Here is a 24,811-nt window from a genome sequence, read left to right on the forward strand (position 1 = left end):
GGTGCGGTCTGGTGCCCTCACCCTGACCCTCTCCCACGGGAAGGGAACAAACACTAAAAACGGCAACAAGGTTGCCGTTTTGCTTTTATTTCGCTAACGCCTTCTCGTTCTTCGCCCTCAGCTTTTTCGCCCGACTCTCCAGCACCAGATAACACACCGTTGCCAGCGCCAGCGGCAGGAAGTAATACAGCATGCGGTACGCCAGCAGGGCCGCGATAATCGTTCCCTGAGAGACATGCTCCCCGGCCAGCAGGGCGATAAATACCGCCTCCAGCACGCCGATCCCCGCCGGAATATGCACAATTACGCCCGCAATACTGCTCACCAGCAGCACGCCCAGCACGAAGAAGTAATTGACGTCCTCGCCAATCAGCAGCCAGATAATCGCCCCCATCGCCATCCAGTTGGCGCTGGAGACCGCCATCTGCAGCACTGCAAACTTCCATGAGGGCAATACCAGCTTTTGCCCTTTGATGGTCATATGGCGGCGTTTAGCAAAGGCGCAGGCCCATAGATACACGGCGATGATGAGCAGCAGCACGATGCCCAGAATGCGCAGCGTGGCCTCATCGATATACCAGTGCGCGGGTAGCTGCACCACGCCGATAGTGAAGATCACGCCGCCGAGCAGAATATAGCCCAGCCAGTTGGTGGTGATGCTTAACGAGAAAATGCGCGTGATGGTCCCGCCCGGCAGGCCGAGCCGCGAATATAGGCGATAGCGCATGCCAATGCCGCCGACCCAGGTGCTCAGCGTCAGGTTAAAGGCGTAGCAGATAAACGACACCAGCATTACCTGACGTTTGGCCAGCTTGTGGCCGCAGTAGGCGCGGCCCAGCAGGTCATAGCAGCCGTACATCAGGTAGCTGACAATAACCAGCCCCACAGCGCCCAGCAGCACCATCCGGTTATAGTTGCGGATGACCTTCCACACCTCTTCCCAGTCTACTTTCTGCGCGTAGACCACCAGCAGAACCGCGACCGCAATAAAAAACAGCCAGGTGAGGATTTTTTTTGCCAGCCGCCAGCGCGGATGCGATTTCGACATCAGGGTTTGCCTCCATCTTCCGCTTCAACGCGGTCCTGGGTTTCCATTTCGGGTTGTACCGGCGGATCCACCTGCGCTAGCTTCGGCGTATGCGCCGGCAGCCAGCCGACCATCGCCGGGAAGTGGCGCAGGAAGTGGAACACCACCACGCCGATGCCAACGTTCCACCAGCTGCGTTTCGGCACCATGGATTCATCGACACGCACGCAGTCTTTGTCGATAAGCCCCTGAAGGTTATCGCGCAGGGTCTGATTAAACTGACGATCGTGGATGATCAGGTTCGCTTCCAGATTAAGCGATAAGCTCAGCGGATCGAGGTTGCTGGAACCGACGGTTGCCCAGTGGTCATCCATTACAGCGACTTTGCCGTGCAGCGGACGGCGGCGATATTCATATATCTGCACGCCGCTTTTAACCAGATAGCGATAGAGTAAACGCGCGCCAACCTTCACAATCGGCATATCCGGCTCGCCCTGCACAATCAGCTTCACGCGCACGCCGCGTCGGGCCGCATTGCGCATGGCGTGCAGCAGACGATAGCCCGGGAAAAAGTAGGCGTTAGCAATAATCACTTCGCGCTTCGCGTTGGCGAGCATCTTGAGATAATGACGTTCAATGTCGTCCCGGTGCTCGCCGTTATCCCGCCAGACGAAAAGGGCCTGCGCTTCGCCGGGCTTACGGTTCTCTTCCGGGCGATGGCGGCGTTTCCACCAGCGGCGAACGGCCTCTTTACCCGGCAGGTTCTCCAGCTCAAACAGCAGGATGTCCTGCACCACGGGGCCTTCAATACGGATCGCGTAATCCTGCTTTGCTTCCGGACCGTAGTCGGACATATGCTCAGCGGAGTAGTTAATGCCGCCGACAAACGCCACCGTCTCATCCACCACCACAATTTTGCGGTGCATCCGACGGAAAAGGTTGGTGCGCATACCGAACAGGCGAGGGCCGGGATCGTAGTAACGGAACACCACGCCTGCGGAGGTCAGTTCATTGACGAACGCATCGCTGAGGTCCGGCGAGCCATAGCCATCAAGCAATACTTCAATTTTGACGCCGCGCCGGGCAGCGCGCAGCAGCACGCTGTGCAGCTGTTTGCCGACGTTATCTTCGAACCAGATAAAGGTTTCAAGGATCACCTTCTGCTGAGCGTTATCAATCGCCTTAAACACGGCCGGGTAGTACTCGTCCCCATTGACCAGCAGCGTGATCCGGTTGCCTTCCTGCCAGGAACATTTCATAGGTGGATCTCCGCGCTGAGCGGGGCGTGGTCGGAAAGATGTCGCCAGTTAAGGAGCGCCAGGGCGGTCGGGCTGCTGGCGTGGGCATTTTTCACGTAGATGCGGTCAAGCCGAAGCAGCGGGAAACGGACCGGGAAGGTGCGCGCAGGCCTGCCGTTGGCACGCGTAAAAATCTCCTCCAGCCCGGCATCTACCTTCAGCGGATGGTTTGCCCGCTGTCGCCAGTCGTTGAAATCGCCCGCCACCACCACCGGTTCACCTTCGGGAAGCGCATTGGTCCATTCGGCCAGCATTTTCAGCTGCGCCTGTCGATGGGCTTCGCGAAGGCCCAGATGAACGCAGCCGACATGGACAGGTCGCTCGAGGTCGGGCGGCGTAATGCGGCAGTAAAGCAGGCCGCGTTTTTCGCTTTCCCCGACGGAAACGTCGCGGTTTTCGTAATGTTCAATGGGATAACGGGACAGTACCGCGTTTCCGTGATGCCCTTCCGGGTAGACCGCGTTGCGGCCGTAGGCGTAATCACTCCACATGGTGTCGGCCAGAAATTCATAGTGCGGCGTGTCGGGCCAGTTCTCAAAGTGGAGCGGATGCACTTCGTGTGCGCCCATCACCTCCTGCAGGCAGACAATATCCGCGCTGACGGTGCGAACCGCGTCGCGCAGCTCCGGTAAAATGAAGCGGCGATTAAATGCTGTGAAGCCCTTATGAATGTTTATCGTCAGCACCTTAAGCGAGAAATGCTGCATTTTTTGAGTCATAAGCTCCTTCCTGAGTGACTATCCCAATGAAAATAAAGTGTAGTCGGCGTCACAAAAAGATGCGGCGTTACGGAATTTTCCGTAAAGTGCGGTAGTCTGATTAAGCAGAGAAAAATCCTTCAGGAGAGAAGCCATGAAGTGGCAACAACGTGTTCGTGTCGCAACTGGCCTGAGTTGCTGGCAGATAATGTTGCATTTACTGGTCGTGGCCGTACTGGTGATGGGCTGGATGAGCGGCACGCTGGTGCGTGTTGGCCTGGGGCTATGCGTCCTTTATGGCGTCACCGTGCTGTCGATGCTGTTCTTACAGCGCCACCATGAAGCGCGCTGGCGCGAGGTAGGTGACGTGCTCGAAGAGCTCACCACCACCTGGTATTTTGGCGCGGCGATGATTGTGCTTTGGCTGCTGTCGCGCGTGCTGCAAAACAACCTGCTGCTGGCCCTGGCGGGTCTGGCTATCCTCGCAGGGCCTGCGGTGGTCTCGCTGCTGACCAAAGAGAAAAAGCTACGCAATGTTGCGTCTAAACATCGCGTACGCCACTGAGCCCGTCGTGGCCGCTATGACCAGTAGCGGCCACAAACTTCCCCAGACAATATCCAGACTCGCATCCTTCAGATAGATTTGCTTGGTGATGTCCGTAAAGTGCCGAATCGGGTTTACCCACGTCAGATCCTGTAGCCATACCGGCATGTTCTCGACGGGCGAAACATAACCCGAGAGCAAAATTGCGGGCATCATAAAGACGAAGACCCCAATAAACGCCTGCTGCTGCGTCGAGCAGAGCGCCGAGATCAGCAGTCCAAACCCCACCAGCGACAGCCCGTAAATCACCATCGTGAAGTAAAACAGCGCCAGCGAACCGGCGAACGGGATCTGATAGGCCCAAATCCCCACTCCCAGCACGATGGTGGCCTGGAACGTCGCGACGATCAGCGCCGGGACCGCTTTGCCGACGAAAATTTGCCAGGTGGCGAGCGGGGAGACCAGCAGCTGGTCCAGCGTGCCCTGTTCGCGCTCGCGGGCGACGGACAGGGAAGTCACGATCATCACCCCAATAGTGGTAATCATGGCGATCAGCGACGGCACCACGAACCACTTGTAGTCCAGGTTCGGGTTGTACCAGTTACGCACCACCAGCTCGCTGTTGTTGGGCTTCGGTTTGCCCTCCATCAACTCCTGCTGGTAATCCTTCACCACCTGCTGTAGGTAGTTGGCGGCAATCTGGGCGCTGTTGGAGTTACGCCCGTCGAGGATCAGCTGCATCGGCGCGGTCTGGAAGGTATCCAGATTGCGGGAGAAATCCGCCGGGAACCGCACCAGCAGTAGCGCTTTTTGCGTGTCGATGGTGGGCTGGATCTCCTGCGGGCTTTTCAGCAGCAGGATGTGGGTAAAGGCTTTCGCACGGGCAAAGCGCTGCGTCAGCTCGACGGAATGTTTGCCGTTATCTTCGTTGTAAATGGCAATGGTGGCGTTGGTCACCTCAAGGGTGGCGGCAAACGGGAACAGTAAAACCTGGATCAGTACCGGCAAGACCAGAATGGCGCGGGTTTGCGGCTCGCGCAGCAGGGATTGCAGCTCTTTGCGTATCAACGTCCATAATCGGTGAAACATGTTCGCTCCTTAATCCAGTCGCCGTTTGGTTTTCATCCACGTCAACCCAATAAACATCAATGCTGATGCCATTAAAAACAGCGTGTTGACGATCAGCACCACCGGAATATTCCCCGCCAGGAACAGGCTTTGCAGCGTGCTCACAAAGTAGCGTGCCGGGATGATGTAGGTCACGGCGCGGATCACCGCAGGCATACTGTCTATCTGGAATATAAACCCGGACAGCATAATCGACGGTAAAAAGGCGGCGTTGAGGGCCACCTGCGCGGCGTTGAACTGGTTGCGGGTGATGGTGGAGATGAGCAGCCCCATGCCCAGCGTGCTGAGTAAAAACAGGCTGGTGATAAAAAACAGCACCACCAGCGAGCCGCGATACGGCACGCCGAGGATAAAGACTGACACCAGCATACAGAGCAGCATCGCCAGCATGCCGAGGAAGTAGTAGGGAATAAGCTTGCACAGCAGCAGCTCGACGCGCGTCACTTCGGTAGAAAGCAGCGCCTCCATGGTCCCGCGCTCCCACTCGCGGGCGATGACCAGCGAGGTCAGGATCGCGCCGATTACCGTCATGATGATGGTCACCGCGCCCGGAATGATAAAGTGCTGGCTGATGGCGGCGGGGTTAAACCAGTAGCGCGTCTGCACGTCGATGAGCGGTTCAAACGTCTCGCCCCGGTCTTCCGCGCGCTGCATCTGCCAGAGCTGCCAGATCCCCTCCGCGTAGCCCTGCACGAAGTTGGCGGTGTTCGGCTCGCTGCCGTCGGTAATCACCTGGATCGGCGCATCGGTTTCAGCGCGCGCCATATTGGCGGCAAAATCCACCGGAATGACGATCAGACCGCGAATTTTCCCGGCCTGCATTTTCTGGATCAACTCCTGCCGGTTGTCGCTGATGGTGGCGTCAATGTAGGGCGATCCGGTCATGGCGTGAGTAAAGTCCAGCGCATCCTCACTCTGCTGCTCCAGCAAAATCCCGACCCGCAGCTTGCTGGAGTCCAGGTTAATGCCGTAGCCAAAGATAAACAGCAGCAGCAGGGGGATGACTACCGCAATCAGCCAGCTGCTGGGGTCACGCACGATCTGCCGCGTCTCTTTAATGCACAGCGCGCGCACCCGGCGCCAGGAAATGGCGTTACTGCGCATGGTCATTCTCCTTATCCCAGTCGTGGATGAGGGTGATAAACGCCTGCTCCATGGTCGGATCCGGAACCTCAGCGTCGGCGGCCTGGTTTTTCAGGTCGTCCGGGGTACCGTGGGCAATCAGCTTGCCGCGATACACCAGCCCGATGCGGTCGCAGTACTCCGCCTCGTCCATGAAGTGGGTGGTCACCATCACGGTCACCCCTTTTTCCACCATGCTGTTGATATGCAGCCAGAACTCGCGGCGAGTGAGGGGATCAACGCCGGAAGTGGGTTCATCCAGAAACAGAATATCCGGCTCGTGCATCAGCGAGCAGGCCAGCGCCAGCCGCTGCTTAAAGCCGAGCGGCAGCTCGTCGGTCGCGTGGGAGGCAATATTCGTTAACCCGAAGGCGTCACTCATACGGCGGATTTTCTCGTTCTGCGCCCGCCCGCGCAGGCCGTACACGCCGGAGAAAAAGCGCAGATTCTGCTCGACCGTCAGGTTGCCATACAGGGAAAACTTCTGCGCCATATAGCCCAGATGCTGGCGCGCCTTGCCGGAGCTGACCTTCAGGTCCATATCCAGCACCAGCGCTTTGCCGGACGTTGGCACCAGCAGGCCGCACATCATCTTAAAGGTGGTCGATTTTCCCGCGCCGTTAGGCCCGAGCAGGCCAAAAATCTCCCCGCGCTTCACCGCGAAATTGACGTTATCGGTGGCGGCGAAATCCCCGAACTTTTTGGTGAGGGATTTGGCTTCGATCACCGTTTCGCCCGGCGTGCCTTCCACCGTATGCAAAATGGCGGCAAGCGGCGACTCTGAGGTACCCGCGCCGCCCAGCAGGTCGATAAACGCGTCCTCAAAGCGCGGGGCGGTCTCTTCCATCTCGATCTCAGGCATGTCGGGCGCCTGGCGAATATCGTCGACAGTGGCCTCTTTTTTGAGGATCACCCGTACCGAGCGGCCCTGGATCATCCCGTCGCTGACCTGCGGCAGCCTGAGCACCCGCTGGAGCAGCCTGCGGTTAGACTCCTGCGGGCTGTGCAGCAGGAAGCTGCGCCCGGCCATGCTCTGCGTCAGCGTCGTCGGCTCGCCCTGATACAGCAGTTCGCCTTCGTTCATCAGCAGCACGTCCCGACACTGCTCCGCTTCGTCGAGGTAAGAGGTGCTCCAGAGGATCAGCATCCCGTCGCCCGCCAGCTCGTGCACCATCTGCCACAGCTCGCGGCGCGAAATCGGGTCAACGCCGACGCCGGGTTCGTCCAGCAGCAGCACCTTTGGCTCGCCGACCAGCGTGCAGGCCAGCCCCAGCTTCTGCTTCATCCCGCCGGAGAGCTTGCCCGCCAGCCGGTCGGTAAACGGGCCGAGGGAGGTAAACTCCAGCAGTCGGGCGAAGGTTTTCTCCCGGGTTTCACCGGTGACGCTGCGCAGGTCGGCGTACAGGTTCAGGTTTTCCATCACCGTCAGGTCTTCATACAGACCAAACTTCTGCGGCATATAGCCGAGCATGGCGTGAAGGGCTCCGTCATCCTCGATCGGGTCAAGGCCGAGCACGCGGGCGTTGCCTTCATCCGGCTTCAGCAGCCCGGCCAGCATCCGCATCAGCGTGGTTTTCCCGGCGCCGTCCGGGCCGACCAGCCCGGTCACATAGCCTTTCCGGATGGTGCAGTTCAGCGGAGCAACCGCGGGCTTATCCATCCCCTTAAAGCGTTTAACCAGATTGTTGAGCTGAATAACCGCGTCATTCATGTCGTTCCCCGTTGTTCACTTTTACGGTGACGGGCATGCCCTGACGCAGCGCGTCGTCCGCATCGGTCACGATGATGCGCAGGCGATACACGAGGTCGGTGCGCAGGTCCGGTGTTTCAACGGTTTTCGGCGTGAATTCGGCAGTAGGGGAGACAAAGCCCACCTTGCCGTGATACGGCTTGTCCGGGCGGCCGTCGGTATAGAGCAGCAGCTCGCGGCCCGGCTGCATCTGGCCGAGGTTCGGCTCGTCAACGTAGGCGCGCACCCACACCGGGCGGGTCAGGGAGAGCGTTAAGACGGTGCTGCCGGCGCTGAGCATGCTGCCAGGCTCCACGGCGCGGGTCATCAGCATGCCGTCAGACGGCGCGATCAAGGTGGTGTCGTGCAGATCCAGCTCTGCCTGCGCCAGCTGCGCCTGCGCCTGTTCAAGGCTGGCCTTCGCCTGGGCGATATCCTGCGGGCGGTTACCGGTGTGGTACTGGCTTAATTTATCCTGCGCGGACTTCAGCGTGGCCTGCGCCTGGTCGCGGGACGAGCGCGCATTTTCCAGATCGTTGGCGGAAATGGTGCGGCTTTTCCACAGCCCCTGCTGGCGCGCGTAGAAGTTCTGCGCGTAGTCAAAGGCGGCTTGCGCCTGCTTAACGGCAGCGGCGGCCTGGGCGATCTCTTCGTCGCGATAGCCTGCCAGCATCAGGTCATACTGCGCCTGAGCGACGGACACGCCCGCTTTGGCCTGCAGCAGCGCATTCTCATAGGGCGCTTTATCCAGCATCCCCAGCGTCTGCCCGGTTTTAATGGCATCGCCTTCGTCCACGCTCAGCGAGGCGAGACGTCCGCCCACGCGGAAGCTCATGTTCACCGTGCGAATATCCACGTTACCGTACAGCGTCAGGCCTTTATCCTGATGGCTCTGATACCACAGCCATCCACCGACTCCGGCGGCAAGCAAAACAACAACCACCAGAATGATGGCGACAGGTTTTTTCATGACTTCAGGCTCCTTTGCGTTAAGCCTTGCAGGATCAGATCGACGTGACAGGCGATGACCTTGCTAATCTGCGCGGCTTTATCCTCATCAAATTGTGTCCAGCCGGTGCGTAACAGGATGGTTTCCCTGCCCAGACGGAAGGCAAGAATTTCACCCAGCAGGGCGTGGGTATGCAAAATTGTCTCGGTATCACTGGCGTCCCGCCCGGTATAGGCGGCGATCAGCCGGGTCAGATGGGTATGCATTGGGGCAATCACCCGATCGTGTACCCGCTGGTAGGCGACGGTCGGGGAGAGCTGCTCGCGGGAGATAAACTTGCTCAGGTTGAGCGTATCGTCGTGCGTCAGCAGGCGGATCATGTTGTGGCAGGCATTGAGAATAAGCTGGCGGACGGCGGCGCGATCGGGCGACGGCTGGCCGAGCAGCGCGGTGGCTTCCTCAACGTGCGGGTGAAACTGCGTGCCGATAAAATCGGCGATCCACTCGGCGCAGGCGAGGTACAAATCCTCTTTTGAGCCAAAATAGTAGGTAATCGCCGCAATGTTCTGCCCGGCCAGCGCGGCAATATCGCGCGTGGTCGCATGCAGCCCGTACTCACCAAACTGCGCCAGCGCGGCGGCGATAAGCTGATTTTTGGCCTGTTCACCTTTGGTTGTTGTGGGTGTCGTATTCATGGCGGCATTAAGAATTAATCAATCGATTGATTAAGATTATGCCTGAATCACGCTAACGTCGAGGGAACGCGGAGGGATATTTTATGCGCTACGTCACAAAAGCTGCTACACTCCGCCCCTTCGCGACATTGTGGTTTTTGTCCTCCCCTATTCGTTATATCTCCCTGAAAACTACACCTGTGATGGTCGGGGCGGTTCGGAGTTTTTATGTCTTTTGATTCCCTTGGCCTGAACCCGGAAATTCTGCGCGCGATCGCAGAGCAGGGCTACGTTGAGCCAACCCCAATCCAGCAGCAGGCGATCCCCGCCGTTCTTCAGGGCCGTGACCTGATGGCGAGCGCCCAGACCGGTACCGGCAAAACCGCGGGCTTTACCCTGCCGCTGCTGGAACTGCTGGTAAAAAACCAGCCGCATGCCAAAGGCCGTCGTCCTGTCCGTGCGCTGATCCTCACCCCAACCCGCGAGCTGGCGGCGCAGATTGGCGAGAACGTGCGTGACTATAGCCGCTATCTCAACATTCGCTCTCTGGTCGTTTTCGGTGGCGTCAGCATTAACCCGCAGATGATGAAGCTGCGCGGCGGCGTGGACGTGCTGATAGCAACGCCGGGCCGTCTGCTTGATCTGGAACACCAGAACGCGGTGAAGCTTGATAGCATCGAAATTCTGGTACTGGACGAAGCCGACCGCATGCTCGACATGGGCTTTATTCATGATATTCGTCGCGTGCTGGCCAAGCTGCCTGCGCGTCGTCAGAACCTGCTCTTCTCCGCGACCTTCTCCGACGAGATCAAGGCGCTGGCGGAAAAGCTGCTGCATAACCCGCTGGAAGTGGAAGTGGCGCGCCGCAACACCGCCTCCGAACAGGTGACGCAGCACGTTCACTTTGTGGATAAAAAGCGCAAGCGGGAACTGCTCTCCCAGATGATCGGCCAGGGCAACTGGCAGCAGGTGCTGGTCTTTACCCGCACCAAGCACGGCGCGAACCACCTGGCGGAACAGCTGAATAAAGACGGCATCCGCAGCGCCGCCATTCACGGTAACAAGAGCCAGGGCGCGCGTACCCGTGCGCTGGCGGACTTCAAATCCGGCGACATCCGCGTGCTGGTGGCGACCGACATCGCCGCCCGTGGCCTCGACATTGAAGAGCTGCCGCACGTGGTGAACTACGAGCTGCCAAACGTGCCGGAAGATTACGTTCACCGTATCGGTCGTACTGGCCGCGCGGCGGCAACCGGTGAAGCGCTCTCTCTGGTCTGCGTGGACGAGCACAAGCTGCTGCGCGACATCGAGCGCCTGCTGAAGAAAGAGATCCCGCGCATCGAAACCCCGGGTTACGAAGTAGACCCGTCGATCAAAGCCGAGCCGATTCAGAACGGTCGTCAGGGCGGTCGCGGTCAGGGCGGCGGCGGTCGCGGTCAGCAGCCGCGTCGTAGCGAAGGTGGCGCGCCGAAATCATCCGGCAAACCGCCGCGTCGTAACAACGACAGCAAACCAGCGGGTGAAAACCCGTGGCGCAGCGGCGAAGGGAAACCGGCAGGAGAAGGGCAGCGTCGACGCCGCCCGCGCAAGCCTGCTAACCCGCAGTAATCTGGAAGCCCGGTCGTAAAGCCGGGCTTTTCTTTTTGCGGCAGCGAAGAGAAAGTGCCACAATAGTGGCTGTTTATACAGTATTTCAGGTTTTCCAATGGCTTTAACCGCTGCGCTCAAGGCGCAAATTGGCGCATGGTATAAGGCGCTACAACAGCAGATCCCCGATTTTATCCCCCGAGCGCCGCAGCGGCAGATGATTGCTGACGTGGCAAAAACGCTCGCCGGGGACGACGGGCGACATCTGGCGATTGAAGCCCCGACCGGCGTCGGGAAAACCCTGTCGTATCTCATTCCCGGCATCGCGATTGCGCGGGAAGAGGATAAAACGCTGGTGGTCAGCACCGCCAACGTGGCCTTGCAGGACCAGATTTTCAGCAAAGATTTGCCCCTGCTGCGCAAAATCATCCCTGACCTGCGGTTTACGGCCGCCTTTGGTCGCGGGCGTTACGTGTGCCCGCGTAACCTGGCGGCGCTGGCCAGCAGCGAGACGAATCAGCAGGATCTGCTTGCGTTTCTGGACGACGAGCTGACGCCAAACAATAAGGCCGAGCAGGAGCAGTGTGCAAAACTCAAAGCCGAGCTCGACGGCTATAAGTGGGACGGCCTGCGGGATCACACCAGCCAGGCCATCAGCGACGACCTGTGGCGCAGGCTCAGCACCGACAAAGCCAGCTGCCTGAACCGCAACTGTCACTACTACCGCGAATGCCCGTTCTTTGTCGCCCGGCGTGAGATCCAGGAGGCGGAGGTAGTGGTCGCGAATCACGCGCTGGTGATGGCGGCGCTGGAGAGCGAAGCGGTGCTGCCGGAGCCTAAAAACCTGCTGCTGGTGCTCGACGAAGGACACCATCTGCCGGACGTGGCGCGGGACGCGCTGGAGATGAGCGCCGAAATAACCGATCCGTGGTTCCGCCTGCAGCTGGATCTCTTCTGCAAGCTGGTGGCGACCTGCATGGAGCAGTTCCGTCCGAAAACCACGCCGCCGCTGGCGGTGCCGGAGCGGCTGAGCGACCACTGTGAAGAGGTCTATAGCCTCATTTCATCGCTGAACAACATCCTGAATCTTTATCTTCCGGCAACCCAGGAAGCTGAGCACCGCTTTGCGATGGGTGAGCTACCGGAAGAGGTGATGGAGATCTGCCAGCAGCTGGCGAAGCATCTGGAAAAGCTGCGCGGGCTGGCGGAGATGTTCTTAAACGATCTCAGCGAGAAAACGGGCTCGCATGACGTGGTGCGTCTGCACCGCGTTCTGCTGCAGATGAACCGCGCGCTGGGCATGTTCGAAGCGCAGAGCAAGCTCTGGCGGCTGGCCTCGATGGCGCAGGCGTCCGGCGCACCGGTCACCAAATGGGCCACCCGCGAAGTGCGGGACGGGCAGGTCCATCTCTTTTTCCACTGCGTGGGCATCCGCGTGGCCGATCAGCTGGAAAAGCTGATCTGGCGCAGCGTGCCGCACGTGGTTGTCACCTCTGCCACGCTGCGCTCCCTGAACAGTTTTTCTCGTTTGCAGGAGATGAGCGGGCTAAAAGAGAAAGCGGGGGACCGTTTCGTGGCGCTGGACTCGCCGTTTAACCACTGCGAGCAGGGCAAGCTGGTCATTCCGCGCATGAAATTCGAGCCGCTTATCGACAACGAAGAGCAGCACATTGCGGAGATGGCGGCCTACTTCCGCGAGCAGGTCGAGAGTAAAAAGTACCCCGGTATGCTGGTGCTGTTTGCCAGCGGGCGGGCGATGCAGCGCTTTCTGGAACACGTCACCGATTTGCGTTTACTCCTGCTGGTGCAGGGGGATCAGCCGCGCTACCGGCTGGTGGAAACCCACCGTAAACGCATTGATAGCGGCGAGCGCAGCGTGCTGGTGGGTTTGCAGTCCTTTGCTGAAGGTCTGGATCTGAAAGGGGACTACCTGACGCAGGTGCATATCCATAAAATCGCCTTCCCGCCTATCGACAGCCCGGTGGTGATCACCGAAGGCGAATGGCTGAAAAGCCTCAACCGCTATCCGTTTGAGGTGCAGAGTTTACCTGCGGCGTCGTTTAACCTGATTCAGCAGGTCGGGCGTCTGATTCGTAGCCACGGCTGCTGGGGGGAGGTGGTGATTTATGACAAACGCCTGCTCACCAAAAATTACGGCCAACGGCTTCTGAACGCGCTGCCGATCTTCCCGATCGAACAGCCGGAGGTGCCTGAGGTAAAAAAACAGCCGGTCAAACTCACCGCCGTGCGTAAGAAAAGCGTCCGTGCTAAGGGGCGCAGACCTACTGATAAATAAAAGTTACCTGCACCACGCTGCTGAAGGTTCCTGCCGTGACCGGCAATGAGGTAGCGTAATAGCGGGCGGCCAGCGGGAAATCCGCCGTATGATCGTCCTGGTTGATCAACACGCTGAAGCTGGCGTCCGGGGCTAGCGAGATCTGATCCTGCGGGTCGGCAAGTTCCAGCGCCAGTCCTTTCGCGGTTCCGCTGCTGGCGAATTTAGTCGGATGAATGCTGTCTGGCTGACCGTGAAAGGTGGCCGTGGCCAGCACGGCAGTGGTTGGGCATTTCGACAGGGTTAAGTCGAATGATCTCCATTGCCCGGTATCGCCCACATCCTTAAAATCGCCGGTGTTCGCTTTGCCCAGATTGACCGTCAGGTTCTGGCTGGCGCTGTCCACCTGGCAGGCGTTGGCGTAAATGTTTCCGCGAATATCGAGTTGAATCTCTTCCGCCAGGCTCTGGCTCGCCACTCCAAGCAGTAAAAAGGCTAAAAACGTTTTCATTTGTAGGCCACCGTAATGGTTGCGACGGCATTCGCCGTTCCGGGGGTCACCTCCGCGCTGGTTTGTTCGTAAGAGACGCTGAAGGGATATTGCGACTGGATATTGGCGTAGGTGGTAAAGGTATTCATATATTGCCCGAAAGCAGGTATCTGACCGTTAAAGAGCATTTTCACCCCGACGCCGGTCGCCACGCCGCTTTCCGGCGTTAATTTGATCACGCCGGGAAAATTCGTTTCATAGCCATTGGCGCTGGCGATCATCATTTCCGGCTGAACATCCCGATCGCAGAGCATGCCGATATTGAATACCGACTGGGAGACCACGGTTCCTGCCCCGGTAAAACGGCTCACCGGAAAATCACCCAGTATGATAGTCAGGGATTTGGGTGACACAGTGCAGGTCACAGCTTTTACCTGGACATTGCCTGAGTAAGAGATGGTGTTAGGGTCACCCAGGGCCTCAATGCGTGCAACAGCAAGGTTGAATTGCGTATTGCTCATCGTCAGTGCGCCCGAAGCCACGGTTTCGCTGGTTTTTACCAGTTCCAGCGTCACGTCAAAGCTAAAGGGGATGGTAGAGTCGCTGTTTATCGTACCGGAGACCTGGCCTACGGGCATGTTCGCCGAACAAACCTGGTCCGCCGCGCCGGTCACGCGCTGTCCTTTATCATTTCTTAGCGAGATGCCGACACCAGCAACGCCTGTTTCATAGACGCCGGGGATCCCGGGTATCTCTTTGCCGAAGCCGTTGTAGCACGCGATGATTGGCTGACCCGCATCCGGCGCGGAGTAACAGTTTCCCGCTATGTGGACACTGCGTTCAGTTCCCGGAATGGTCGACCCCACGGGCAGGCTGGTGGGCACTGAAATAGACGCTAACGATAGCAGCGCGGGCAGGCTCGGCGATTGGCAAGAAGCCTTCGCGTGCGGCATAAAAAGTGCTGCCGTCGTCAGAACGACAAGTAAGAAAAACGATTTTGCTATCTGCATTATGATCGGTCCGGTGTTAATCAGTGGCACTGCGCGGCAGCGTTAATAATGTTGGTGTCATCCTTCTCCTGCATCAGGGCGTAATCGGCGACACAATGCTCGCTCGCCTCCTTGCCCCAGGAAACGAAAAGGCGTCCGTGCTGCGGCAGGCCGGTGAGATACACCAGGCCGTCGTTGCCGACGATAAATTCACTGCTCTTATCTTCCGTGGTGACCGTTGCGCCGAAGGGCAGCGGTTTGTCTTTCCAGGCCAGCGTCATTAAGACGCGTTTGCCCACGCGGGTATCAAAGCTGGCGCGAACTATCGCGCCGCGTGACGGTGTGACCGTCTGCGAGGCGTGCGTGACGTCGGCATCTTCTGGCAGTGTCTCCGTGTCCAGTGAAATGGGGTTGTGACGCCACGGCGTGACAAACGGCACCAGCGTATAGCCGCGAGAGTCCGTTTCCACGCCCGTCTGGTTGGCAACGTGCGTGCCATGTGTGCCCGGCGCTTTAATCAGCACCACGGTTTCGCCCAGGGTCTGGCCGAAGGTGACGCCGTCAGAGTGGGCGACGATGCCGCCCTGGATCCCGGCGTTCATTGTGTGCTGATGGCTGTCCTGACTTACGCCGCCGCGCACTTCACCGTAGGTGCCTTTGTAATCCGCATTCATACTGGTGGAAGTGTTGTTATTGGCGCTGTCCAGCCCCTGCTGAACGTTCCAGCTCAGCTTGTCCCCCTCAAGCGCGGTACCATTCAGGCCCAGGTTGTGGGTGGTGCCGTCTTCACTGTTGTTCAGGCTGTAGTTTGCCCAGGTGTCAGGCAGCCAGCGGTCGAGCGGAACCGACACGTTGAGGCCGATTTGTCGGTCATAGCTGATGGATTTACCGTCCTCGTCCGTGTCGTCGCTGTTTTTATTGACGCTGTAGCTCAGGCTATAGCTCACGCCGTGCCAGCTGTTGTTGTAGTTAACGCTCAGGGAGGTCATATCCTGACTCTGGCTCCAGTAACTCTCTTTCACCAGGCTTAGCGTCACCGAACCCCACTTATCGCCCAGCGTCTGGTCGATGGTGGCCTCCGCCCGCGCGCGGCGCTGCTGTGGAGCGGACCAGTCGTTTGCACGGGTCCAGGACTCCATAGTGTCCTGCAGGGTGTAAAAGCCTTTGCTGTTGTAGCGATAACCCGCCAGCGAGAAGCTAGTGCAGGTCGCGGTAAAATTTTTGCTGTAGCGCAGACGAAGGGATTGCCCTTTGCTGGTTTTGCGCTTTTTCAGTAACGCTTTGGCGCGGGTAACGTCTACGGAGAACGCGCCGAGGTCACCAAAGTTTTTCCCCGCCCCGAGCGCGGTGGAGTGGTAATGCGAACTCTGCTGTGTACCGCCATAAACGGTGACGCCATGTGACAGGCCATAGATGGCGCTGCCCTGGGCGAAAGGGGTCTTCTCAACCTCTTTATCGTATGAACGGTAACGCCCTGCCGCGACGCTGTACTTCAGGTGTTTTTCCCGCTGCAGAACCGGCACGGAGGCAAACGGCACCACGAAATGACTCTCGCTGCCGTCGGTCTCTTTTACCGTGACGTTCAGATCGCCGCTGCTGCCGGTGGGGTAGAGATCGTTAATCTCAAACGCACCGGGGGCCACGGTGTTTTGATAGATAACGTAGCCATTCTGGCGAACCACCACCTGGGCGTTACTGTGCGCCGTGCCGCGAACCACCGGGGCATACCCGCGCTCGCTGTCCGGCAGCATGTCGCTTTCGGTAGCCAGCTGTGCACCAGTGTAAGAGACGCTGTCGAAAACGTCGGCCTGGGTGCTGCTCTGACCCACGGTCATCTCGCTCTTCAGCCCCACGATATCGCGCTGGGCATAGGTATAGACCGGGGTCAGCTTGCCGTCGTCCTGACCGCCGTCCGAATTGTGGTTCCAGGTGCTGTAATTACGCACGCGCCAGGCACCGGTGTTAAAGCCGGGGCGCAGGTTAATAAACTGGCTGCTTTTGTCCGCTTCCCCTTGCTGGCGGGCGTGGCTTTGGCTGGCGTTAACGCTATAGTTCAGGATGCCCGCGGTGATCCCTTCGTCATACTCTTTCGGATCGATATAGCCGCGAGGCACCTGGCCCAGCGCCGACTGGGGAATACTCAGCAATAGCTGCTGGTTTTTGATGCGGAAAGTCGCCGAGGCCGAAGGGATAGCGCTCAGATCCGCGCATTCCCCTTTTGCCGCCAGCTTTGGATAATCTTTGGTTTTGATACCCAGATGCGTTAATTCATCCAGGCTCAGGCAAGGCTGCAGAGAATTATCTCCCTGCGCATCTTTTTGTAATGTAAAAAGGACGTCACGTGTGTCGATTTTATTGTTATTGACGAACATCGTGACCTGATATTTACCCGGCGCCTGACCGGGACCGTTTTCATAAACAGAGAGATCGGTCTTTGCCTGCTCTGGATTATCAATATCCAGCAGGGCAGGGTTAAAATAATCATCAGCGTGGGCCTGCAGCGCGCAGCATGTCACCGCTATCCCACAAAAAGTGGGCAGCATTTCACTCAGTCGACGGAATAGCGGCTTAGTTGTGCTGTACATGATTATCCAGGCGTCAAATAGAGTATTAACGAACGGATGCAGACCAGGTTTTACTGATGCTTCCGTAATCGTTAATGACCGACCAGTTTACGGTGTTACCGTTCATATTTGCCGGAAGGGCAAAGCGGGTAGAGGTATCAGGCACAGCCCAGGTCGCTTTTGCCACTTTTTGGCCGTTCAGCGTTACGCTCTGGAAATTCATATAGAAAGGCGTGGGGTTGTTTACCACCAGATCGTTTCCTTCGCGGTGCCATTCCAGTTTATCTGCCACTTCTTCGGGTTTGCCTTTAATCGATGCAGGGCGATACAGCAATTTAATACGGGTATTGATGGCTATTTGTAATGTATTAACGCCCTGTTCATGGCTTGAAGAAGGAATGGCTTTAATATTTAACCAGTATAACGACTCGCGATCTTCTGGCATATTTCCGCCGGTGCGCACCACGCGCAGCACGTTATCTTCTTTAGCGTTCAGACGGAACAGAGGCGGGGTAATCAGAAACGGTGCTTTACCGCCTTTTTTCAAACCGGTATCCACCCAGGACTGTACCAGATAGTTAATATCATCCGGATTGGAAATCCCAATCGAAGACTCTTTTTTCTCTCCCTGATAAACCAGTCGGGTGCCATTAATTATTACACCTGCATGGGCTGTTACTGCGGTCAGTAAAAGTGCGCTTAATAAATAACTGTGTCGCATAAATCTGTCTCAAAGAAAGAGGAGATATTCGCCTTCGCGTGAAGGCGAATATCTCCTTATTGATCGTATCAGTTATAAATAACGGTAAAAGTAGACGCTGAGTTAGCCTGCCCGGCAGTGATCGATGCCTGAGTCTGAATATAACGTGCGCCAAACTCCAGATTATTTACCGTCGTGCCAGCAGCTAAAGGATACTGCTTCGAAGGCGTATATAAACTGACGGGCTGTTCGGAAGAATCAACCAGCTGAATCGCCACGCCGGTTGCCGTCGTCGCACCCGGGGTCAAGGCCAGCGTGGTATTATTATCCGCGTCGGGCGTACCACCGAAATTGATGGCTGCAGACGTGACCGTTTCCGGGCAGTCTTTTAACTGAATATCAAATTTCGTTAAGGTGCTGGTAGAGCCTGCGCCGGTAAACGTTGTTTTGGAGACTTTGCCCAGCGCAACATTCAGCGGACTGCTTAAGCCGTTAACCACCTGACAGGCGGAATCGATAATTTCACCTGTGAAGTTAATTTGCCCTTCACCGGTGGATGCTGCGAAAGAAGATGCAGAGCATCCCAAAGCGGCAGCAATGAATAAACCTAAAGTCACTTTTTTCATATTTAAACCTGTATGTTTCTCCTTTCGACCTCTGCATCCCGCATTATTCGAAGTTATGTCTCAACTACTCACCGCTGAGTATTTAATCAGAAAATTCAGGCCGGGAAAGGTCCCGCGCGGCTTCCAAATAATTCAATTAATTCTTGCAAAATAATTTTTCTTAATAAAACAATTGATTATAAAAAACCACAGGGTGGGCAAAAAAACTAACAGCGGCGACATCATCAGGGCTATATTGTTAACAAGATAAGGCTGTCAGGAGGAATGTCGTGGATTATCGCAAAATTATCAAAGAGGTAGGGCGCGGGAAAAACCATGCCCGCGACCTGGACCATGAAACCGCGCGTGCGCTTTATACCCGCATGCTTAACGGCGAGGTACCTGAGCTGGAGCTGGGCGGTATCCTTATTGCGCTGCGTATTAAAGGCGAAGGTGAAGCGGAGATGCGCGGCTTCTATGATGCCATGCAGGCGCAAACGCTGCGCTTAACGCCGCCGGTGGCTAAACCGATGCCAATCGTCATCCCGAGCTACAACGGCGCGCGCAAGCAGGCAAATTTAACCCCGCTGCTCGCTATCTTATTACACAAGCTGGGGTTCCCGGTGGTGGTGCACGGCGTCAGCGAAGATCCCACCCGCGTGCTGACGGAGACCATTTTTGGGATGCTGGGCGTTGAGCCCACGCGTCATGCAGGTCAGGCGCAGGCGAAGCTGGATGGCCATCAGCCTGTTTATATCCCGGTCGGCACACTCTGCCCGCCGCTGGAAAAGCAGCTCGATATGCGCTGGCGCATGGGCGTGCGCAACAGCGCGCACACGCTGGCGAAACTGGCCACGCCGTTTGGCGAAGATGCCGCTCTGCGTCTTTCCAGCGTCTCGCACCCGGAATACGTGGCGCGCGTGGGGCAGTTCTTTGAGGCAATTGGCGGAAGAGCGTTGCTGATGCACGGCACGGAAGGCGAGGTTTATGCCAACCCGCAGCGCTGCCCGCAGGTGATGCTGATTGATTCTGCAGGTACGCGCGCCATTCTTGGAACGCGGGGAAGAGAATACCGGTGTGATACTGCCTGAGGCAAAAGATCCCCATACTACAGCCCACTGGATTGAGCAGTGTCTTGCCGGAAATGTTCCTGTTCCGCATTCAATCAAGCTGCAGATGGCCTGCTGTTTGCTGGCAACCGGAGAAGTGGAATCCATTCAGGCCGGGCTTGAACGCGTGGCGCAGGCGTTTTAGACAAAAAAAAGCCCGTCCAGTGGCGGACGGGCAAGCAAGGGTAACAAACAACAGGGTCAATGAGGGTTGGAGCAGCTCACCAGAGGGTTTGGCGAGGGAACAGCATTCGTTCAGGCGATTATTTGTAGATAACCGCGGTACCGCTCAGCTTGTTATTGCCGTTAGCGGAAGTAATGGTGTATCCGCTTGCACCGGCAGCAGCGGCTTTCTCAGCCAGTTTGGCTTCCAGACCGTCCAGCGTGGTGGCGCCATCAGCACTCACCACACCAACTTTGTTCATGTTCTGTGCCTGAGTAGAAGAGACAGGCTCTACGGCAAAAGCGCCGAAAGACAGAGCGGACAGGGCAACAGCAGCTACAGCATATTTGATGGTTTTCATAATTAATCTCTCGCAGGTGTTTCTGTTAAGGGGACGATGTTCCGTCGATGTGATAAGTATCACGGTTTTTTGCGAGTGATAAAATCGAAGAGAATTGACGTGGTTACTCAAAAAAATTGAATGACAAATAACTTATTGAATATTAATAAATTCAAAGCACCCCTTTACACTTCTTGCGGTGGCGCTTTACAGAAGCGCTACGAAGGGCACGTTTTGCTACGCGTCTGGCTAAAAACCGTGAGCGTAAAGGAACGCATGCGCTCGGTTAGCTTCGGTAAAGCAAAGTCAACGTAACTGGCTGTCTTTCGAACCTCTGCGATTATATCCCGAGTGTGATGCGTTTTTTGAATCTTTATGCTGCTGGCAGGCAATGCAAAGCCGTACGCCGGGAATGGCTTTTCGGCGCGCCTCCGGAATGGGGTCTCCGCATTCTTCGCATTCCGTTAAGCTTTCGCCGCGCGGAATTTCACCGCGGGCACGTGCAACCGCATCTTCAATTGTACTGTTGATCTGTTCGTTAACAGCGTCGTCATTTGCCCAGCCGGAAGCCATAGCGTCCTCTTGAAATAGGTTTAGGCCATACGTTTACTATGGGGTTAAAAAATGAACAATCAAGGCGAAGGGAGAAGAGAACTGCATCCGTTGGGCAGATGCAGTCTTATATTATAGAAGAGGCCGGTTATTTATAAATGGTCGCAGTGCCGTACATATGGTTATCTCCGCCAGCGGAGTTTACTACGAATCCTTTTGCGCCTTCCTGACGGGCTTTTTCTGCGAGCTTAGCCTGTAGATCGTCAAGGTTACTGGCACGGCTTACCGAAACGGTGCCTGCTGGACGCAGCTGGCTGGTATCGTTACTCTCGGTCAGCGACTGAACGGACATGGCAGAAAATGAAGCGGTCGCCATAACGCCGGCGATAACAGCAAGGGTCAGGTACTTTTTCATAATCACATCCTCATGAGGAAACAACAGGTGATTCCCTTTAAGTTTAGAAGCCTGACGAGTGTGACTTAGCGCAAATATTTGATGATGATCTGCTTATTTTTTGAACGATATAAATTGACAATTCGCTGACGGATCATAGACATAAAGGTGTTTGATTTGTGGCGAGTTTTTGAGCGCTGCAGAGAAAGATTTACCGTTGGGCCAGCAAAGGGTATCTTACGCCGCTGTTTAAAGGAGAATGCCATGACTGCCCAAAAGCCGGGATTGCACCCGCGAAATCGCCACCGCAGCCGCTACGACATGAACGCGTTATGCCTGAACTGCCCGCCGCTGCAGGACTATCTTGTTCAGACCCCAGCGGGTGAGCCTTCGGTCAACTTTGCTGACCCGCAGGCGGTTAAAATGCTGAACAAAGCCCTGCTGGCGCATTTCTACGGTGTGGCTCACTGGGATATTCCGGAAGGCTTTCTCTGTCCCCCTGTGCCGGGCCGCGCGGATTACGTTCATCACCTTGCCGACCTTCTTGCCGAAGGCAATGAGGGTGTTGTTCCGCCGCAGGCCACCATTCTGGATATTGGCACCGGGGCGAATCTGATTTACCCGCTGATCGGGGCGCATGAATATCAGTGGCGCTTTACCGGAAGCGAAATCGGTGACGAGGCCTTTGCCAGCGCCCAGGCGATTATCAGCGCTAACCCGGGAATGAGCCGCGCCATTCGCCTGCGTCGTCAGAAAGATGCAGGGTCGATCTTCAACGGCATTATTCACAAAAACGAAAGCTATGACGCCACGATGTGCAACCCGCCGTTCCATGATTCGGCGGCATCGGCCCGTGCGGGCAGCGAGCGCAAGCGCCGTAACCTGGGTCAGGCTGAAGATGCTGCGCTGAACTTCGGTGGTCAGCAGCAGGAGCTCTGGTGTGAAGGGGGCGAAGTGGCGTTTATCCTTCGCATGATTGCGGAAAGCAAACAGTTTGGCCGTCAGGTGAAGTGGTTTACTACGCTGGTTTCCCGCGGTGATAACCTGCCGCCGCTCTACCACGCGCTGACCGAAGCGGGCGCCGTAAAAGTGGTGAAAAAAGAGATGGCGCAGGGCCAGAAACAGAGCCGCTTTATCGCCTGGTCGTTTATGGACAATAACAAACGTCGCAAATAGCACCCTGTCGTAGGCCGGGTAAGGCGAAGCCGCCACCCGGCTCGGTTACAGCGTCGGCTCCTGCGGCGGGAGCGGCGATGCGGGTGGCGGCAATACCTGATACGTCTGCACGGGCATCCGCACGTTCGCCAGATCGAAGTGTTTCTTCACCATGCTGTCGAGCGCAAAGCGTACCGTCCACTGCTTCAGCGGCTGGGTGGTGAACGACACGCGCAGGGTAAACGCCGTGTTCGTCAGCCCGACGATGCCGGCAAATGACGGCTCTCCGATCACCAGCCCGCGAATATCTTCCATCAGCATCAGTTCTTCTACCGCATCGCGCAGCGCCTGCTTCGCTTTGTCCGCATCCTCGTGGCGATCCACATCATAGTTCGCCACAACGGAACCAATCCCGCGCACAAAGTTGGCAAAGGTGGTGATCGAAGACCAGGGGATGATGTGGTAGGCCCCGGTGTCCTGACGCACGCCAACCGAACGGATGGACATCCTCTCCACGGTGCCGGTTAACGGTCCGATGGTCACCAGATCGCCCGTATTCATCCCGTTCTCAAACTGGATAAAGATGCCGGTAATAATATCCTTCACCAGCGTTTGCGACCCGAAGGAGATCGCCAGCCCCAGAGCACCGGCACCCGCCAGCAGTGGGGCGATATTCACGCCGATTTCCGACAGCACGATCATGATGGTGATGGTGCTGATAATCACCGCCAGCGCGTTGCGGAACAGGGTTAACAGCGTTCTTGCCCGGGCGCTGGGCAGCGGCCTGCCGTGAATATCCGATACCAGACGGTTCTCAATAAGGCTCGCCAGCAGCGTCCAGCCGACGGCGGAGAAGAACAAAATCAGCGCGATGCGAATCAGGATGTCGACCGTTTTTTCACCCGCACCGTTGTGCAGCCAGTTCCAGAAATCAAACAGGCTCCAGGCATTCAGAAGCAGCATAATCGCCACGCAGACGGTGAGAATGCGCGCCACTTTGAGCGATACCGACATCCAGCCGTTTACCCGCTTTTGCAGTTCCGGGTAATTACGCTGGACCTGCGGCGACAGGGTGATGGTTTTCGAGATCCAGCGCGACAGCAGCCCCGACACAAACGCCGCGATGCCGATAATAGCCAGGCTTTTGAACGTCGCCCCCATCATAAATTTCAGGCTATTGCCCGGGTCGAACAGCGAGAAGAAGCACAGCACGATGAAGTAAGCGCTTGCCAGCCAGTGCCACACCAGGGCGAACGCGCGAATAAAGAGGCTAAAGAACGAGAGGGAGCGATCGGCCAGATTCAGCAGGCTTTGGGTAATGGTTTTTTTATTGTGGAAGATCAGATACAGCGACCAGACGGTAATGCAGATCATGATTAGCACGTTTGCCAGCGCGCCAAACTGGACGTTCACCTGGTTGGAGATGATCGGCACGGCAACCAGCAGGCCGTAGCCAATCAGCCCGCTGAGCACGCTCAGACGCAGCGCCCAGTACTTCGCGCTCGCATCCCGAATGGAGAAAGGCCGCAGCTCCGGCACGTGCGGACAAAAGAGTAACCGCAGCAGCGCCTTGAAGAATTCAATCAGGGCAAAGGCATTCAGGAAAAGCGACTGCTGGAAGGCGATGGTTTTGTTGCCTGCATTCAGCCTGTCGGCCAGCATCTGGCCTAAAAACAGCGTCAACGCCAGCAGCAGTAAATCGATGATAAACGCTGAGGCTATCATCAACGGCAGGTGCAGCCAGCTGCTTTTATGCTGATTTTTCCAGCGTCCCCATTGCCCCATTTTGCGGTACAGCGGCCACGCGCACAGGCGCACCAGCCAGTAAAAAAGAAATACCGCACCCGCCAGCATCAGGAACTGCGTGGCGGCGGCGGTAAACGTTTGCGGATTAAATGCCTTATGCGGTGAGCCAATCAGGTTGCGGTAAAGCTGAGCGAAGCGCGAGGAGAGCGCTTCCCCATAGTAGCGGCTCACGTCGGTGACGTTTTCCAGCACCGTTTTTTGCTCCTCAACCTGAGGAGGGGTTAGGGTTGGCACCGACTCCTGCGGCGGCGTGGCGGCGGCTTTGCGCAGCTGGCCAATAAGCTCCTGCCGGGAGGTGTCGTTTTCAAGGACGTCGGCAAGCGCACCGTAGGCGGCTTTTTTCTGTTCAACATCGGGTTCCGGAGGTGGCGTACTTTGCTGGGCGGCAGGGGCGCCGGTGGTCACTCCGGGGATCGCGACGGCGAACGATGGCGCACTAAACAGGCTAATCAACAGCAACAGGATCCACGGCACGGCGTCCTCCGGTGAAAATGTCGAACAAAATGATAAGTATAGAAGTCGGGGCGAGGAGGGGGATTTTTGGGAACAATCTGGCGTAAAAAAGCCGGGCATGCCCGGCTTAGCGTAAAGCGATGGATCAGGAGACGTGCTGCAGGAACTCCTGCAAACGCTGGCTCGGCGGGTTCGCAATCAATTCCTGCGGGTTACCGTCTTCCGCGATACGGCCTTTATCAATAAAGATCAGGCGGGACGCCACTTTTTCAGCAAAGCCGATTTCGTGGGTTACGATCACCATCGTCATCCCTTCTTCCGCCAGATCCTGCATGACTTTCAGCACCTCGTGGCGCAGCTCCGGGTCAAGCGCAGAGGTTGGCTCATCAAACAGCATCATTTTCGGTTTGACCGCCAGGGCGCGGGCAATCGCCACGCGCTGCTGTTGACCGCCAGACAG

Annotated in this window: 22 protein-coding genes and 1 pseudogene; 5 read left to right on the forward strand and 18 right to left on the reverse strand. The window is 57.1% G+C overall.

Annotation, left to right across the window (positions count from 1 at the left end):
* Positions 1 to 85 precede the first annotated feature (85 nt).
* The 3 genes from LA04_RS04745 to LA04_RS04755 are packed head-to-tail and all read right to left on the reverse strand — an operon-like array spanning position 86 to position 3,044.
* A complete protein-coding gene (locus LA04_RS04745; protein ID WP_023310857.1) occupies positions 86 to 1,048 on the reverse strand; it encodes a lysylphosphatidylglycerol synthase domain-containing protein in 963 nt (320 codons plus the stop codon).
* Entirely contained in the window at positions 1,048 to 2,286 is a 1,239-nt protein-coding gene (gene clsB, locus LA04_RS04750; protein ID WP_047650634.1) for a cardiolipin synthase ClsB, read from the reverse strand. Before clsB ends, LA04_RS04745 begins: the two co-directional genes overlap by 1 nt.
* Positions 2,283 to 3,044 carry an endonuclease/exonuclease/phosphatase family protein gene (locus LA04_RS04755; protein WP_047650635.1) on the reverse strand — a complete coding sequence of 254 codons (762 nt, stop codon included), beginning with the start codon at positions 3,042 to 3,044 and terminating at the stop codon, positions 2,283 to 2,285. Before LA04_RS04755 ends, clsB begins: the two co-directional genes overlap by 4 nt.
* 133 nt (positions 3,045 to 3,177) lie before the next feature.
* Between LA04_RS04755 and LA04_RS04760 the strand changes: the two genes are divergently transcribed.
* Entirely contained in the window at positions 3,178 to 3,588 is a 411-nt protein-coding gene (locus tag LA04_RS04760; RefSeq protein WP_014883088.1) for a YbhQ family protein, read from the forward strand.
* On the opposite strand, the gene LA04_RS04765 is transcribed toward LA04_RS04760, so the two are convergent.
* The 5 genes from LA04_RS04765 to cecR are packed head-to-tail and all read right to left on the reverse strand — an operon-like array spanning position 3,550 to position 9,190.
* The gene (locus LA04_RS04765) at positions 3,550 to 4,656 is read right to left on the reverse strand and encodes an ABC transporter permease (RefSeq protein ID WP_023310860.1); all 1,107 of its coding nucleotides are present in this window, start codon (positions 4,654 to 4,656) and stop codon (positions 3,550 to 3,552) included. The genes LA04_RS04760 and LA04_RS04765 overlap by 39 nt on opposite strands.
* Before the next feature lie 9 nt (positions 4,657 to 4,665).
* Positions 4,666 to 5,799 carry an ABC transporter permease gene (locus LA04_RS04770; RefSeq protein WP_047650636.1) on the reverse strand — a complete coding sequence of 378 codons (1,134 nt, stop codon included), beginning with the start codon at positions 5,797 to 5,799 and terminating at the stop codon, positions 4,666 to 4,668.
* On the reverse strand, positions 5,789 to 7,528 hold the full coding sequence (locus LA04_RS04775; protein ID WP_047650637.1) for an ATP-binding cassette domain-containing protein: 1,740 nt from the start codon (positions 7,526 to 7,528) through the stop codon (positions 5,789 to 5,791). Before LA04_RS04775 ends, LA04_RS04770 begins: the two co-directional genes overlap by 11 nt.
* Positions 7,521 to 8,516 (reverse strand): secretion protein HlyD, encoded by a 996-nt coding sequence (gene hlyD, locus LA04_RS04780; protein WP_047650638.1) that lies wholly within the window; start codon positions 8,514 to 8,516, stop codon positions 7,521 to 7,523. Before hlyD ends, LA04_RS04775 begins: the two co-directional genes overlap by 8 nt.
* Positions 8,513 to 9,190 (reverse strand): transcriptional regulator CecR, encoded by a 678-nt coding sequence (cecR, locus tag LA04_RS04785; RefSeq protein WP_047650639.1) that lies wholly within the window; start codon positions 9,188 to 9,190, stop codon positions 8,513 to 8,515. Before cecR ends, hlyD begins: the two co-directional genes overlap by 4 nt.
* Positions 9,191 to 9,397: 207 nt before the next feature.
* Between cecR and rhlE the strand changes: the two genes are divergently transcribed.
* Together rhlE and dinG are read left to right on the forward strand one after the other, a co-directional pair.
* Positions 9,398 to 10,777, forward strand: a complete 1,380-nt coding sequence (rhlE, locus tag LA04_RS04790) for an ATP-dependent RNA helicase RhlE (RefSeq protein WP_047650640.1) — start codon at positions 9,398 to 9,400, stop codon at positions 10,775 to 10,777.
* 97 nt (positions 10,778 to 10,874) lie between these two features.
* Positions 10,875 to 13,052, forward strand: coding sequence for an ATP-dependent DNA helicase DinG (gene dinG / locus LA04_RS04795; protein ID WP_047650641.1), 2,178 nt, complete (start codon positions 10,875 to 10,877; stop codon positions 13,050 to 13,052).
* On the opposite strand, the gene LA04_RS04800 is transcribed toward dinG, so the two are convergent.
* From LA04_RS04800 to LA04_RS04820, 5 genes are all read right to left on the reverse strand, one after another.
* A complete protein-coding gene (locus LA04_RS04800; protein WP_047650642.1) occupies positions 13,039 to 13,542 on the reverse strand; it encodes a fimbrial protein in 504 nt (167 codons plus the stop codon). The two genes, dinG and LA04_RS04800, sit on opposite strands and share 14 nt — an antisense overlap.
* Positions 13,539 to 14,531, reverse strand: a complete 993-nt coding sequence (locus LA04_RS04805; protein WP_047650673.1) for a fimbrial protein — start codon at positions 14,529 to 14,531, stop codon at positions 13,539 to 13,541. The genes LA04_RS04800 and LA04_RS04805 overlap by 4 nt, the downstream gene beginning before the upstream one ends.
* A 20-nt stretch (positions 14,532 to 14,551) precedes the next feature.
* On the reverse strand, positions 14,552 to 17,095 hold the full coding sequence (locus tag LA04_RS04810; RefSeq protein ID WP_081957647.1) for a fimbria/pilus outer membrane usher protein: 2,544 nt from the start codon (positions 17,093 to 17,095) through the stop codon (positions 14,552 to 14,554).
* A 25-nt stretch (positions 17,096 to 17,120) separates the two neighbouring features.
* Positions 17,121 to 17,795 (reverse strand): fimbrial biogenesis chaperone, encoded by a 675-nt coding sequence (locus LA04_RS04815; RefSeq protein WP_047650643.1) that lies wholly within the window; start codon positions 17,793 to 17,795, stop codon positions 17,121 to 17,123.
* 68 nt (positions 17,796 to 17,863) lie between these two features.
* Positions 17,864 to 18,400: a fimbrial protein gene (locus tag LA04_RS04820; RefSeq protein ID WP_047650644.1), complete on the reverse strand. Its 537-nt coding sequence runs from the start codon at positions 18,398 to 18,400 to the stop codon at positions 17,864 to 17,866.
* Positions 18,401 to 18,669: 269 nt separating this feature from the next.
* On the opposite strand from LA04_RS04820, the pseudogene ybiB reads away from it, so the two are divergent.
* Positions 18,670 to 19,633, forward strand: a pseudogene (gene ybiB / locus LA04_RS04825) (DNA-binding protein YbiB).
* 118 nt (positions 19,634 to 19,751) lie between these two features.
* Here the strand turns inward: ybiB and ybiJ are convergent.
* From ybiJ to mcbA, 3 genes are all read right to left on the reverse strand, one after another.
* Positions 19,752 to 20,012 carry a DUF1471 family protein YbiJ gene (gene ybiJ, locus LA04_RS04830; RefSeq protein WP_023310874.1) on the reverse strand — a complete coding sequence of 87 codons (261 nt, stop codon included), beginning with the start codon at positions 20,010 to 20,012 and terminating at the stop codon, positions 19,752 to 19,754.
* Between the two features lie 285 nt (positions 20,013 to 20,297).
* Entirely contained in the window at positions 20,298 to 20,564 is a 267-nt protein-coding gene (locus LA04_RS04835) for a DksA/TraR family C4-type zinc finger protein (RefSeq protein ID WP_047650645.1), read from the reverse strand.
* Between the two features lie 127 nt (positions 20,565 to 20,691).
* Entirely contained in the window at positions 20,692 to 20,958 is a 267-nt protein-coding gene (gene mcbA, locus LA04_RS04840; RefSeq protein WP_047650646.1) for a DUF1471 family periplasmic protein McbA, read from the reverse strand.
* A gap of 243 nt (positions 20,959 to 21,201) precedes the next feature.
* Between mcbA and rlmF the strand changes: the two genes are divergently transcribed.
* Positions 21,202 to 22,113: a 23S rRNA (adenine(1618)-N(6))-methyltransferase RlmF gene (gene rlmF / locus LA04_RS04850; protein ID WP_047650648.1), complete on the forward strand. Its 912-nt coding sequence runs from the start codon at positions 21,202 to 21,204 to the stop codon at positions 22,111 to 22,113.
* Positions 22,114 to 22,158: 45 nt separating this feature from the next.
* Here rlmF and ybiO read toward each other — a convergent pair whose 3' ends face one another.
* Positions 22,159 to 24,372 (reverse strand): mechanosensitive channel protein, encoded by a 2,214-nt coding sequence (gene ybiO / locus LA04_RS04855; protein ID WP_047650649.1) that lies wholly within the window; start codon positions 24,370 to 24,372, stop codon positions 22,159 to 22,161.
* A 124-nt stretch (positions 24,373 to 24,496) separates the two neighbouring features.
* The coding region (locus LA04_RS04860) for an ATP-binding cassette domain-containing protein (protein WP_047650650.1) at positions 24,497 to 24,811 on the reverse strand (315 nt) is incomplete at its 5' end.

Origin of the sequence: Enterobacter sp. UCD-UG_FMILLET (assembly GCF_000762975.1) — a bacterium.
GTDB classification, from domain to species: domain Bacteria; phylum Pseudomonadota; class Gammaproteobacteria; order Enterobacterales; family Enterobacteriaceae; genus Enterobacter; species Enterobacter dykesii.

What these genes read in the sequence shown, in the direction of transcription:
- mcbA (WP_047650646.1), bottom strand. Translation starts at nt 20,958, where the DNA reads ATGAAAAAGTACCTGACCCTTGCTGTTATCGCCGGCGTTATGGCGACC.
- LA04_RS04755 (WP_047650635.1), bottom strand. Translation starts at nt 3,044, where the DNA reads ATGACTCAAAAAATGCAGCATTTCTCGCTTAAGGTGCTGACGATAAAC.
- rhlE (WP_047650640.1), top strand. Translation starts at nt 9,398, where the DNA reads ATGTCTTTTGATTCCCTTGGCCTGAACCCGGAAATTCTGCGCGCGATC.
- clsB (WP_047650634.1), bottom strand. Translation starts at nt 2,286, where the DNA reads ATGAAATGTTCCTGGCAGGAAGGCAACCGGATCACGCTGCTGGTCAAT.
- dinG (WP_047650641.1), top strand. Translation starts at nt 10,875, where the DNA reads ATGGCTTTAACCGCTGCGCTCAAGGCGCAAATTGGCGCATGGTATAAG.
- LA04_RS04765 (WP_023310860.1), bottom strand. Translation starts at nt 4,656, where the DNA reads ATGTTTCACCGATTATGGACGTTGATACGCAAAGAGCTGCAATCCCTG.
- LA04_RS04810 (WP_081957647.1), bottom strand. Translation starts at nt 17,095, where the DNA reads ATGTACAGCACAACTAAGCCGCTATTCCGTCGACTGAGTGAAATGCTG.
- LA04_RS04770 (WP_047650636.1), bottom strand. Translation starts at nt 5,799, where the DNA reads ATGCGCAGTAACGCCATTTCCTGGCGCCGGGTGCGCGCGCTGTGCATT.
- LA04_RS04815 (WP_047650643.1), bottom strand. Translation starts at nt 17,795, where the DNA reads ATGCGACACAGTTATTTATTAAGCGCACTTTTACTGACCGCAGTAACA.
- cecR (WP_047650639.1), bottom strand. Translation starts at nt 9,190, where the DNA reads ATGAATACGACACCCACAACAACCAAAGGTGAACAGGCCAAAAATCAG.
- LA04_RS04835 (WP_047650645.1), bottom strand. Translation starts at nt 20,564, where the DNA reads ATGGCTTCCGGCTGGGCAAATGACGACGCTGTTAACGAACAGATCAAC.
- LA04_RS04800 (WP_047650642.1), bottom strand. Translation starts at nt 13,542, where the DNA reads ATGAAAACGTTTTTAGCCTTTTTACTGCTTGGAGTGGCGAGCCAGAGC.
- rlmF (WP_047650648.1), top strand. Translation starts at nt 21,202, where the DNA reads ATGACTGCCCAAAAGCCGGGATTGCACCCGCGAAATCGCCACCGCAGC.
- LA04_RS04805 (WP_047650673.1), bottom strand. Translation starts at nt 14,531, where the DNA reads ATGCAGATAGCAAAATCGTTTTTCTTACTTGTCGTTCTGACGACGGCA.
- hlyD (WP_047650638.1), bottom strand. Translation starts at nt 8,516, where the DNA reads ATGAAAAAACCTGTCGCCATCATTCTGGTGGTTGTTGTTTTGCTTGCC.
- ybiJ (WP_023310874.1), bottom strand. Translation starts at nt 20,012, where the DNA reads ATGAAAACCATCAAATATGCTGTAGCTGCTGTTGCCCTGTCCGCTCTG.
- LA04_RS04760 (WP_014883088.1), top strand. Translation starts at nt 3,178, where the DNA reads ATGAAGTGGCAACAACGTGTTCGTGTCGCAACTGGCCTGAGTTGCTGG.
- LA04_RS04775 (WP_047650637.1), bottom strand. Translation starts at nt 7,528, where the DNA reads ATGAATGACGCGGTTATTCAGCTCAACAATCTGGTTAAACGCTTTAAG.
- LA04_RS04820 (WP_047650644.1), bottom strand. Translation starts at nt 18,400, where the DNA reads ATGAAAAAAGTGACTTTAGGTTTATTCATTGCTGCCGCTTTGGGATGC.
- LA04_RS04745 (WP_023310857.1), bottom strand. Translation starts at nt 1,048, where the DNA reads ATGTCGAAATCGCATCCGCGCTGGCGGCTGGCAAAAAAAATCCTCACC.